The organism is Drouetiella sp. (assembly GCF_059504425.1).
In genome coordinates this window covers 23,766-35,379 of the sequence record NZ_JCACIN010000004.1, presented here as the reverse complement: position 1 = coordinate 35,379, position 11,614 = coordinate 23,766, and the positions used below count along the sequence as shown (strand labels likewise).

The window sequence follows — 11,614 nt, the reverse complement described above, 5'->3', positions numbered from 1 at the left end:
TACGAGACCGTACAACGCAGGCAATAATTTTAATAGTTCCCAAACTTTGAGCAAAGCTAAGGTTTGGCTACCAGGATAAACAGGTTGTGTGGATGAGTAAATTTAGCAAACCATCCACTAGGCGATCGCGCTCCAATAGGGAATCTTCTGCACCATTACAAAGCGAATCAGCTTTCCTACAAGGGTTTGGGCTGCGACTTCAGGATCGGTAAGCTGAGCATGGGCTACAAAATATAGCAACTGCCAAGGCGGTTAGGATGGGGACATTTAGGGTGGGGCGGGAAGCGCTCCACACCAAATGTCCTAAGCTGAGCGGATGAATAAATGGAGCAATAGTAAAATCAGGCTCATCGACTTTGCTCATGCCACTGGCGCGATCGCTCCCTGATCTCTGCCAATTCCCAGTCCGGCATTTTGTCCAGGTTTTTGAGGATGAAGCTCATGCGACCTTGAGATTGCAGGCTAGAACGGTGGCGATCGAGAAAATCCCAGTAGAAAAAGTTGAAGGGGCAGGCTTTTTCACCCGTGCGATCGGTGGGCTTGTAGCAGCAGCCTTTGCAGTAATCGCTCATCTTATTAATGTAGTTAGCAGAGGCGGCGTAGGGTTTGGAGGCAAGAATGCCGCCATCGGCAAACTGACCCATGCCAATGACGTTGGTTTGCATCACCCAGTCGTAGGCATCAATGAATGCCGCATGAAACCAATTCTCGACTTCTTGGGGCGACAGTCCGGCGATCAGCGCAAAGTTGCTCAAAATCATCAGCCGCTGAATGTGGTGAGCATAGGCTATTTTTTCTGTCTGTTTTAAGGTCTGGTGTAGACAGTTCATGTCGGTGTCAGCATTCCAGAAAAACTCTGGCAAAGGCTGCGTGTGGTTGAAATGGTTGCGCTGCGGATAGTCTTCATCGACATAGTGATAGAGACCATGCATATATTCTCGCCAGCCCAAGACCTGCCGAATGAAGCCCTCGACGCTGCTGAGATCGAGCTGTTGCTGATGATAAGCCGCCTCAGCTGCCCGAATCACCTCCAGCGGATGCAGCAAGCCTAAGTTTAGATAGGGCGACAGCATGGCGTGCCACAGGGTTTCTTCGCCCGTTACCATCGCGTCTTGGTAGGGGCCAAACGCGGGGAGCCGCGTCTCAACGAAGTGTTGCAAAACCTGTAGAGCCTGCGATCGCCCTACTCCCCACCGAAACGGCTCCACCTCTCCATAGTCTGAGAAATCGCCTGACTTGACGAAATCAATCACCTCTTGCGTGATCGCATCTGGCTCAAACCACAGCGGCTCTGGCGTGTTGAGCTTGCCTTTTGGGGGCTTGCGGTTATCTTTATCAAAATTCCAGGTGCCGCCCACAGGATGCTTGCCCTCCATCAAAACCTGATCTCGCTGCCGCCCTTCTCGATAGAAATATTCCATTACCAGGCTCTTGCGACCCTTTGCCCAAGTTTGAAATTCCTCAGCCGTCCAGAGAAACTGGTTGTTCGGCACCAAGGTGATTTTGCAGGGCAAATTGAGCGATCGAATCAGCTGGGCAAACGGGCGATCGCTGGGCTGCATTACTCGTAGCTCTGTAATGCCCTGGGTTTTAATCCAGTCTTGTAGCGCCGAGTCAAAATCGGGGGCGATCGCATACTCTACTGTCCAGCCTGACTGCCGCAGTTCTTCAGCAAAATGCCGCATTGCCGACCAGACCAGCACTATTTTTTGCCGATGATAGGAGCGCGCCTGAACGTGCTGCATGGACTCGATCAGAATCACAGGCGCGTTCTGAGCAGTGACGCTTCTAAGAGCCGCCTGGTTAGCCGAAAGCTGATCGCCTAGTATCCAAACACCGATCGTCATAGGTAGGGCGCTATGTAATTAAGTGAGGACAAGCAATTTTTGGTTGCCTGAATCAGGCATGGAGCACCCATCGATTCTAAAGGCATTTGGCTTGCTCCAATATTTTCGACATTAATTCCAGTCCTGTTAAAACTTTGTTAAAGTTGGTCTGGATGTTAATTTTTTTATCCTTCCCATGATCGCTCTCAACTCTCAAGGAGAATTTTGATGCTGCGGCTAGAACACATCAGCAAAATTTATCCAACGGGCGAAGTGCTTAAGGACGTGAGCTGGGAAGTTAAACCTGGCGATCGCATTGGCTTAGTCGGCGTGAACGGAGCCGGGAAATCCACGCAGCTCAAGATTATTGCGGGTGAAATGGAGCCAACCTCTGGCGAAATTATCCGACCCAACAGTCTGCATATTGCTTTCCTCAATCAAGAGTTTGATGTCGATCTAGAGCGCACGGTTCGAGACGAGTTTTGGCGCGCTTTTGAAGAAGCCAATCAGGTGCATCATGCGCTGGAAGCCGTGCAGCATGAGATGCAGACCGCTTCTATGGAAGAGCTGGATAGCCTGATCCATAAGCTCGATCGCTTTCAGCGGCAGTATGAGGCGCTGGACGGCTATGGCTTAGAGTCGCGGATTGAGAAGATTTTGCCCGAAATGGGATTTGAGGCGGATGCTGGCGATCGCCTGGTTAGCTCCTTTAGCGGCGGCTGGCAAATGCGAATGGGTTTAGGAAAAATCCTGCTGCAATCGCCCGATCTGCTGCTGCTGGACGAGCCGACCAACCATTTGGATTTGGAAACAATCGAATGGCTGGAGAACTATCTGCGGGGCATCGATACGCCGATGGTGATTGTCTCCCATGACCGGGAGTTCCTTGATCGCCTCTGTACGCAAATCGTGGAAACCGAGCGGGGAGTTTCTTCCACTTATCTGGGCAACTATACCGCCTATCTGGAGCAAAAAGCCGAGGCGCAAATGGCGCAACTTAGCGCTTTTGAGCGGCAGCAAAAAGAAATCGAGAAGCAGCAAACCTTTGTCGATCGCTTCCGAGCCAGCGCCACCCGTAGCACTCAGGCAAAAAGCCGTGAGAAGCAGCTCGACAAAATTGAGCGCATTGAGGCTCCTACCGGCAGCGTTCGGACGCTGCATTTCCGCTTTCCGCCTGCACCTCGTAGCGGACGCGACGTGGTAATCATCAAAGATTTGACCCACTTCTACGGTGAAAAGCTGCTGTTCTTAGGCGCAGACTTGCTGATCGAACGGGGCGATCGCATTGCCTTCCTGGGGCCTAACGGTTCAGGCAAATCCACGTTGCTGAAGCTCATGATGGGAGTCGAAAAGCCTGCTGAGGGCAGCATTACTTTGGGCGATCACAACGTCATTCCTGGATACTTTGAGCAGAATCAGGCGGAAGCGCTCGATTTGAATAAGACTGTGATGGAGACGATTCACGACGAAGTTCCTGACTGGAAGAATGAGGAAGTTCGTACGTTACTAGGGCGATTTTTGTTTAGCTCTGATACCGTTCGCAAAAAAGTATCTTCCCTTAGCGGAGGTGAAAAGGCGCGACTGGCTCTGGCAAAAATGCTGCTAGCTCCCGTGAATCTGATGATTCTAGATGAGCCGACCAATCACCTGGATATTCCGGCGAAAGAAATGCTGGAGGAAGCGCTAACTAACTTTGACGGTACGGCAATTTTGGTGTCGCACGATCGCTACTTTATTTCTCAGGTCGCTAATAAGATCGTAGAGATTCGAGATGGCGAACTGCGGCTCTACCGAGGCGACTACGATTATTACCTGGAAAAAATTGCCGAGGAGAAAGAGCGGGCAAAGCTGGAACTAATCGAAGCAGAAAAAGCTGAGAAAGTGACTGCTAAAAGAGATAAGCAGAAAGAAAAGCAAAAGCAGAAAACAAAGGCAAAGGTCGAATAAATTAACGCTGGGTTGAACGCTTGGCTAACTGCGCCAAAGAGTTTTCGTCTAGCCAGCTATCTACCTCTAGTTCCTGTCTATATCTGATACCCATTTAAGACTCAAATAGGGCAGATGATTTTCGGAAGCCGCGCGGAGCGCGGCTTCCGAAAATCATCTGCCCCCTCATCAATCTAAAAGGGTATGAATACTTCCTGTTTGAATAGTAGGGTGTTGAAAAACTGAATGGTATCATTGCTGAGAAATTGATAAATTAAGGGGCTGTTCACATGGCACAGACTTTAATCTCCCCAGTGGTGCTAGTGATTTTGGATGGTTGGGGCTATCGAGATAGTCAAGATGGCAATGCGATCGCCAACGCTAGCCTCCCGGTGATGAATAGCCTCTGGGCTGCCTATCCTCACACGCTTATTCAAGCTTCTGGCAAAAGCGTAGGGCTACCTGACGGTCAGATGGGGAACTCTGAGGTAGGGCATCTCAATATCGGGTCAGGGCGCATCGTGCCTCAAGAGCTAGTTCGAATCAGCGATGCGGTCGAAGACGGTACCATTTTGAGCAACTCCGCGCTGCTCCAGGTTTGTGAGGCAGTGCGCCAGCACAAGGGCAAGCTGCATCTGGTCGGGCTATGCTCTGAGGGCGGCGTCCACTCCCACCTCTCCCATCTTTCGGGCTTGCTAGAGCTGGCGAAAGAGCAGGGGATTCCAGAGGTTTGCATCCACGCCATTACCGACGGACGAGATACTCGCCCTAAGGACGGCATCAAAGAAATTGGGCTAGTCGAGCAGTACATCGAAAAGTTTGGCGTGGGTCGAATTGTGACGCTGAGCGGTCGCTATTACGCCATGGATCGAGACAACCGCTGGGAGCGAGAACAGCCAGTCTATGAGCTGATGACGACTAATGGTACGGGAGATGGGCGATCGGCTACAGAAGTTTTGCAGGCTTCCTACGATGCTGACATCAATGATGAGTTTGTGCTGCCGACTCGAATCGCGCCGGGAGCCGTGGAGTCAGGAGATGGGGTCATCTTCTTCAACTTTCGTCCCGATCGCGCCCGTCAGCTAACCCAAGCCTTCGTCGATCCCAGCTTTGATAGCTTCGATCGCACCCTGATTGCGCCTCTAGCTTTTGCCACCTTCACTCAGTACGATCCGCACTTCCCGGTTTTGGTGGCTTTTCCGCCCAACAATCTGGACAACATTTTAGGCGAAGTCGTGGCTGCCCACGGGCTGAAGCAGCTCCGCACGGCTGAAACCGAGAAATACGCTCACGTCACCTATTTCTTTAACGGTGGACGCGAAGATCCTTTTGAGGGCGAAGATCGAGAGATGGTGCCTAGCCCTATGGTTGCCACCTACGATCGCGCTCCAGCAATGTCGGCGGTTAAAGTGACAGATGGTGTCGTAAAGGCGATCGAGAAGGGTATCTATTCTCTAGTCGTGATCAACTATGCTAACCCTGACATGGTGGGGCATACGGGCAAGCTAGATGCCGCAGTTCAGGCGGTTCAGGCGGTAGATACCTGTCTGGGTCGGCTGCTGGCAAGCGTCAGCAAAATGGGCGGCACGACCATCATCATTGCTGATCATGGCAATGCGGAAGTGATGTGGGATGAGCAGGGCAACCCCTGGACAGCGCACACCACCAACCCGGTGCCGTTTATCTTAGTGGAAGGCGAGAAACGCAGAATTCCCGGACATGGCACTGAGGTGGCACTACGTCAGGACGGTCGCCTATCAGACATTGCCCCCACGATTCTGGAGATTTTGGGCTTACCACAGCCGCCAGAAATGACCGGGCGATCGATGATTCTCTCGGCAGACATTGAGACTAAGGCAAACCGCACACCCATTCGAGTCTCTCTATAAGCTTGAGTCACCCTGTAGAATAGACAGAAGATATTAGAGATCGAGTCACTATGACATTATTGAATGCTGTCCATGTTCTTTGGGGATTTTCTGCGGTTGGCTTGATCATCATGGTGCTACTGCATAGCCCCAAGGGAGATGGTCTGGGAGGTCTGGGTGGACAGGCGCAGCTCTTTACCAGCACCAAAAGCGCGGAATTAACCCTTAACCGAGTTGCCTGGACTTTGACAATTCTATTCATGGGATTGACAGTTGTTTTGAGTGCTGGCTGGCTAGAAACGCCGCCTGTGCCACCTGCCTAGCGATTTGCCATCGTTGAAGCAGAACAGCATGAAGCGAAAGGGAAGGCGAAGGATGCAGCATCCTTCGCTCATTTTCATGGGATTTCTCATAGCTTGTGGAATCTGGTTAGGAAGTTATCTAGCGACGATCGCCCCTGCACTCTCTCAGGTTGCTCCGCCTGCTGCTACCTCAGATTCCTTGCCAGAAATCTTGCCGCCTTTGCAAGCACACCCCTTACCGCCAACCCTGGCTCAGTGGCAACCAGACAGTCTAGAGGACTACTTCACAGCAGTGCAGCCTACGGACTTTGGATACTTAGTGTGGTCAAATTTTCCGGTGAAAGTCTATGTTGAGCCTGTTCCTCAAGCAGCGACTGGGTATGAACGCGATCGCGCTCAGGCTTGGGTAACAGCAGTAACAAAAGCCGTTCAGGACTGGAACATTTACCTGCCGCTGGAAATAGTTTCCTCTTCAGACGCAGATATTCAAGTTCAGCGCCGTGCGCCGCCTCTACGGTCTGTTCATGCAGCAAATGTATTGCCCCGCGTCCGATCGGCAGAGACTCGGTATCAGGTGTTTGTTGATCGATCTAGAGATTCTAGCCCCAGAGATTCTAGCAATTCGGAGAACGCCTCAGCCCTACTGTCCCATCGGTTTACGGTGTATCTGAGCGCTAACCAAACGGCTGCTTACACGGAAGCTACAGCTCGTCATGAGTTGGGTCATGCGCTGGGCATTTGGGGGCATAGCCCAGTGCAGACGGACGTTCTATATTTTTCTCAAGTTCGCAATTCGCCGCCAATCTCTCATCGAGATATCAACACTTTGAAACAAATTTATCAGCAGCCAACTCGCTTGGGATGGAGTATTGAATAGCGAATCTACGCAATGTGCAGCTTTCCTGAAACACCGTAAAGACAGCCCTTGCCCTCTCCCAGCAGGAGAGGAGATCGGAAATGTCTGAAAGCTCTTCTCCTTCAGGATAAAGGGTTAGGATGAGGGTCAATGAGCTGCACATCGCGTGAATAAATAGCAAATTTCAAATTTATAGATTTGCTCTCCTGAAGCCTATTCATTCAATCTCAGTGCATCCATATCTCCTATAAATCCGTACTACCTGATGAACATTCACCGTTTACACCGGATGACCTTATGAAAAAGACTCATCGAACTCTATCGAATTTTCTCTTGGGTACAATCACCTGCTTGCTGATGGTTGTCGTTGCCTCAATGTCATCCTTCAGCGCTGCGACCGTCCCAACCCAGTCTGTGTCGGTAGCTACTGAGGCATTGCAGTCAACCCCACAGGTTCGCCTAGTCAATCAACAGCTGGTAGACAATCTGCGTGAGGCTAACTCTGCGGCTATCGCTCAGGGTCTGCCCAGTAGCTCCATCACACGCTACGTTGCCGTAATGACCAAAAACGGTGTCGTGGTACCCGCTACGCCATCCACCAGTGCCTTTGGGGCTTCTGGCGCTGTCCTTGTAGGCAATCGGCTGATTGTTCGAGGAGACTTTAGCAACCTGTCCAGCGCCCTGCGTGACTATGCCACCGATCCGTTAAATCCGCCTAACCCAAACATCACTTCTGGCATTCATATCCATCAGGGTGAACCGACTGCGAATGGCCCATTCCAGTACGCTTTAGAAGTGAGTCCTAATGCCGATGAGCTGAGCGGTCGGTTTTCTGGAGAATACACTTTAACCAGTGAGCAGGTGCAGGCGCTCTCCAGCGGAACATTGTATGTTGACCTTCACACGAAGAAAAATCGTGCAGGTGAGCTGAGAGGGATTTTTCAACCCTACTAAGTTTTCCATACTCTCATTGCTAGCATTCTCGCCAGCCTAAATTGCTCCCAACCTCTAAATTTTGGAAGAATCCTAGACTCAAAGCTTCAGCCGATCGCAAAGTCTTCCTATTTTTCCTAGAAGCTGGATTCCAAAGGCGCTCCGCGCCTTTGGAATCCAGCTTCTAGGGTTTTGTGGCGCGCGCCACAAAATTCCAGTTCGCGATCGGACTGAGCCTTGAAGAATGTGGGGCAAGAGGGCTTGGTGTTTGCTGAGATATGTACTTTGATTCAGTAGCGCCAGATGTGCAGCAAAATCTCTCTCTGGTTAGACGAAGGAGCGATCGCTCTCCAACTACTCTCAAAGTATGCCTATCAAAAAGGCAAACTATGCCTGTCAAAAAGGCAAAAATGAGTTTTAAGGAGACCTATCTGTGAAAGCCACGATTTCTAATCTAATTTCTAAAGTTTCGTCCTTTTTTAGCCGATTTCAACTGAGACAAATCTCTGTAATGGCTCTAGCAGGGCTTTTGCTGCTCACCACAGTTGCCTGTAATCCCAGCTCGCCGACTTCAGTTGGCACAGGCTCTTATAATGAGCGCGTTGCTCAGCCCACTAACGATAAGACTTACCAGCCTTCAGACGGCTTAAATAGCTCTAACGAATACGACGACACGCAAGACTCTAAAACGCTGAAAGCCAAAACCCGTGCAGTAGTCGATCGCGCTAAGCGAAATGTTAATCAGGTGCAAACTCCTGGCGAACTTGCAGATGAAGTGAAGTCAGGTGTGCCCAACCCCGCTAAAGATGCTGGCAAGGTAATCAATCAGGCAAAAGATCAGGCAACCCGCGATGCCAAGGCAGGATTTAATAATCTGCAAAACAATTTAGACAAAGCGGGCGATCGCCTTCAGGATGCCGCTCAGGGCGCTAAGCAAAACGTTGGGCAAACCGGAAAAGAGGCGGTTCGCTCAGTTAAGCGCAACGCAGAAGATGCCGCAGATTTCGCCAAAGACAAGACAAATGATGCAGTAGATGCAGCTCAGCGAGCAGCTGACCGGGTGTAGTAAATAAGATAAGAGTGGGTGATAGTTTCACCCACTTCTTAGAACAGACCTAAAGCCAGTTCCCTAGCAGCACATAGGGCGACCAGAACCGAGGATCTCGATACTGCGGATTGGCGAGGAGCGATCGCTGCGCCCTTCTCAGAGCCTCGGCTTTGGAAACAGAATTTTTACCTAACTCCTTATAAAACTGCCCCATCAGAGCAGCTCCCGAATCATCGTCTACATTCCAGAGTGAGGCGATCGTGCTGCGTGCCCCGGCTCGGACGGCGACTCCGGCTAAACCTAGGGTGGCTCTGCGATCGCCCACGGCAGTCCGGCAAGCGCTTAGCACCAACAGCTCAATTGGGTTGGGATTAGAAGTATCTCTAGCCTGAAGTAAACTGCCCAATTCAGTGACGTTGATCGGGTCATCCCACGCCAGAATGAAGGTGTCTTTGATATTAGAGCTAAACTGCCCGTGGGTGGCGATGTGGACGATCGAGAAATCGGCAGAATCGAGCTGCTTACGAAAGTTGTCTGTTGTAAAACTTTGGTTGAGCAGCACTTGACTATTGGGCACGTCTGACTGGATACCTTTGATCTCATCCTGGACAAAGCCCAGAGCCGGAAAGTTTTCGCGGGCTTCGCTCAATCCGGCAACTAGCGCCTTGAGTTTGCGGCTGTCCAGAGGTTTAGGATCAGGGAGCTGCAATCCGGGGGCGATCGCCACGCTGTAATTTTCGATCAGGTAATACTGTCCGTCGTAGAGTGCCGCCATAGGAATGCTGCGGAGAGAGCCATCTAGAACGAACACCAAGGTTTCAATTTTTTCACTCGCCAAAACCGCCTCTTCCGGACGAATCAGCCAGCCGTAAATCTTTTGAGATAGCGATTGGAGCGTTTCCGAAGTCAGGGGTTTTTTGAGTTCAACAAGCAGTGAATCGGCTGTGGTTTCGACTTCTGCCTGAGTGACTGGCACCGTGTGGTAGCGTAGAGCCTGCTGCGGCAGTTTTAGAATGACCTCTAGGCGATCGGGCAATACGATCGTGTAGAAAATTGCCGCCGAGAGGTTCGTCTGGTCAATGACGCGATCGAGCTGAAAGGCGGTGTCCAGACAAGCTTCCCGGAAAAAGTTGTCCAGCTCGGCAATTTGCAAACCCTCAATGACGTCCCGTGCCTGCACCAGCTTTTCGGCGCTGCTTTGGGAAATATCCTGATCTGTGAGCAGTAAGTCCACTAGCTCTCGGTAGACAGGTTCGACGCTCTCCCGAAAGGAAAACTGCACGTCGCGATTGACGGCAACCAGATCTTTGCGCAACGTCTTCAGGGTCGTGACTGCCTCGCTATACGCCAAAATTGCGCCCTTGCGATCGCCCTGTGCCTTAAGCAATCGCCCTAGCTGCCACTGCCAACGGTAGGCAATATCGGCGGCGTTATTGGATAGCGTTAAAGCCTGCTGAGTCAGCGATTGTGCCTGCTGCCACTGCTGCGTTTTTTCATACAGTCCGCCCAAGGTGCCCAAGGCGTAAGATTGGGCGCGTGTGTCTTTGAGCTGGGCAGCCTGCTGATTAGCGATCGCCAAGAGCTGAGCAGCATTCTGCATTTCAGACTGAGCAACCGATCGAGAGCCAGAAACCAAACCCCGATCTTGACTCAATCTAGTGATGCCCTGCGCTAAATCGATGCGGCTATAAATGCTGCTGCGGCTAGGGGGAACTCCCTCTAACTGAGCTTGAATTTGAGGATAGAGCACCTGAGCTTGCTCATAGCGCCGGGTTTCGATTAACAGATTGAGCTGATTGAGCTGCGCCTGAATCTGAGTCTCGCCTACCGCCGCCTGTTGATAGAAGTCGATCGCCTGCTGAGTTTGCTGATAAAAAGCGTTGGCAAACGATCGCTGTTGCTGTTGTCTCCGAGCTTCGGCAGAATTAATTGACGCTTGAGAGGCAGCCTGAAGGAGGGCATTGGCATCCGCTACGGTCATGTTCTTGAGCGTCAGTTGAGCGATCGCCTCGGCGCGGGTGAGGTTGCCCAAGCTGAGCTGAGTTGCAGCGATCGCCCCAGGTTCCTGAAGCTGTTGGGCAATCTGTAGGCTCTGCTGAAGCGATTCCTGCGACTGCTCCAGGCTACCCGCCACCAGCAAGGCATCGCCCAAGCTGCGGAGTGCAGCGGCTTTCATCAGCGAGTCTGGCTGATTTTGCAGCGCTTGACTAACCTCGGTTAGCGTGGCGATCGCCCGTCGGTAAAGTCCTAAAGCCTGTAGTGCCTGCGCTTGATTGATGCGGCTTTGCAGTTCGCCGCTGATGCTATCAACCTGCCCATAGGCTGTGGTTGCCTGTTGCCAAGTGGCAAGTGCCTGTTCAGATTGTCCGGTGGCAAGCTGGAGCTGTCCCTGAATATTGAGAGCCTGCGCGAGGGCAAGCTGTCGATCGGGGCTAGCGGCAAGGCTTTCTAGCAGCGTCAGGCTTTGGGCGATCGCCTGAGTTGCCTCATCCCATAGCCCAAGCTGTTGATAGCAGAGCGAAAGATTGCTGAGTGCCGTCACCCGTCGCAGAGGATTTTGAGCCGCAGGTTCTCCCGTCTCCTGCAAGACTGTCTGCAAAAGTAAGATTGCCTGCTGGAATTGTCCGTCGTCATAGAGAATTCTGGCGCCATCGAGTGGATCTTGGGCTGTGATGGAGTCCTGAAGCGCAGAGTCCTGAAGTGCAGAGTCCTGAAGCGTAGAGTCCTTTACCTGACCCGATGCCTCCACCCTGATACCACCCACTAGCCCACAAATGCACAAAGCCGTTAGAAACGCCAAGATAAAGCGATCGCGCCCTCTCACTCTTTTCAACTTCCGCTCCTGCTGCATCGGA

The 11,614-nt window shown here is 51.7% G+C and carries 9 protein-coding genes; 6 read left to right on the top strand and 3 right to left on the bottom strand.

Translation table 11 applies throughout. The features are described from left to right. Window positions 1–117: 117 nt before the first annotated feature. Together AC5JMP_RS01445 and AC5JMP_RS01440 are read right to left on the bottom strand one after the other, a co-directional pair. Entirely contained in the window at window positions 118–240 is a 123-nt protein-coding gene (locus AC5JMP_RS01445) for a hypothetical protein (protein WP_495849640.1), read from the bottom strand. 107 nt (window positions 241–347) lie between these two features. Continuing rightward, window positions 348–1,847: a cryptochrome/photolyase family protein gene (locus AC5JMP_RS01440; protein ID WP_495849639.1), complete on the bottom strand. Its 1,500-nt coding sequence runs from the start codon at window positions 1,845–1,847 to the stop codon at window positions 348–350. Between the two features lie 207 nt (window positions 1,848–2,054). Here AC5JMP_RS01440 and AC5JMP_RS01435 point away from each other — a divergent pair, with 207 nt between their 5' ends. From AC5JMP_RS01435 to AC5JMP_RS01410, 6 genes are all read left to right on the top strand, one after another. Then, the gene (locus AC5JMP_RS01435) at window positions 2,055–3,773 is read left to right on the top strand and encodes an ABC-F family ATP-binding cassette domain-containing protein (RefSeq protein ID WP_495849638.1); all 1,719 of its coding nucleotides are present in this window, start codon (window positions 2,055–2,057) and stop codon (window positions 3,771–3,773) included. A gap of 269 nt (window positions 3,774–4,042) precedes the next feature. After that, window positions 4,043–5,641 (top strand): 2,3-bisphosphoglycerate-independent phosphoglycerate mutase, encoded by a 1,599-nt coding sequence (gpmI, locus tag AC5JMP_RS01430; RefSeq protein ID WP_495849637.1) that lies wholly within the window; start codon window positions 4,043–4,045, stop codon window positions 5,639–5,641. Between the two features lie 50 nt (window positions 5,642–5,691). Further along, window positions 5,692–5,943 carry a preprotein translocase subunit SecG gene (gene secG, locus AC5JMP_RS01425; protein ID WP_495849636.1) on the top strand — a complete coding sequence of 84 codons (252 nt, stop codon included), beginning with the start codon at window positions 5,692–5,694 and terminating at the stop codon, window positions 5,941–5,943. A gap of 52 nt (window positions 5,944–5,995) precedes the next feature. After that, window positions 5,996–6,799, top strand: a complete 804-nt coding sequence (locus AC5JMP_RS01420) for a peptidase (protein ID WP_495849635.1) — start codon at window positions 5,996–5,998, stop codon at window positions 6,797–6,799. Between the two features lie 276 nt (window positions 6,800–7,075). Then, entirely contained in the window at window positions 7,076–7,732 is a 657-nt protein-coding gene (locus AC5JMP_RS01415; RefSeq protein ID WP_495849634.1) for a CHRD domain-containing protein, read from the top strand. 412 nt (window positions 7,733–8,144) lie between these two features. Continuing rightward, a complete protein-coding gene (locus tag AC5JMP_RS01410) occupies window positions 8,145–8,777 on the top strand; it encodes a hypothetical protein (RefSeq protein WP_495849633.1) in 633 nt (210 codons plus the stop codon). Window positions 8,778–8,826: 49 nt separating this feature from the next. Here the strand turns inward: AC5JMP_RS01410 and AC5JMP_RS01405 are convergent, their stop codons facing one another. After that, window positions 8,827–11,610: a CHAT domain-containing protein gene (locus AC5JMP_RS01405; protein WP_495849632.1), complete on the bottom strand. Its 2,784-nt coding sequence runs from the start codon at window positions 11,608–11,610 to the stop codon at window positions 8,827–8,829. Between the last annotated feature and the right edge of the window lie 4 nt (window positions 11,611–11,614).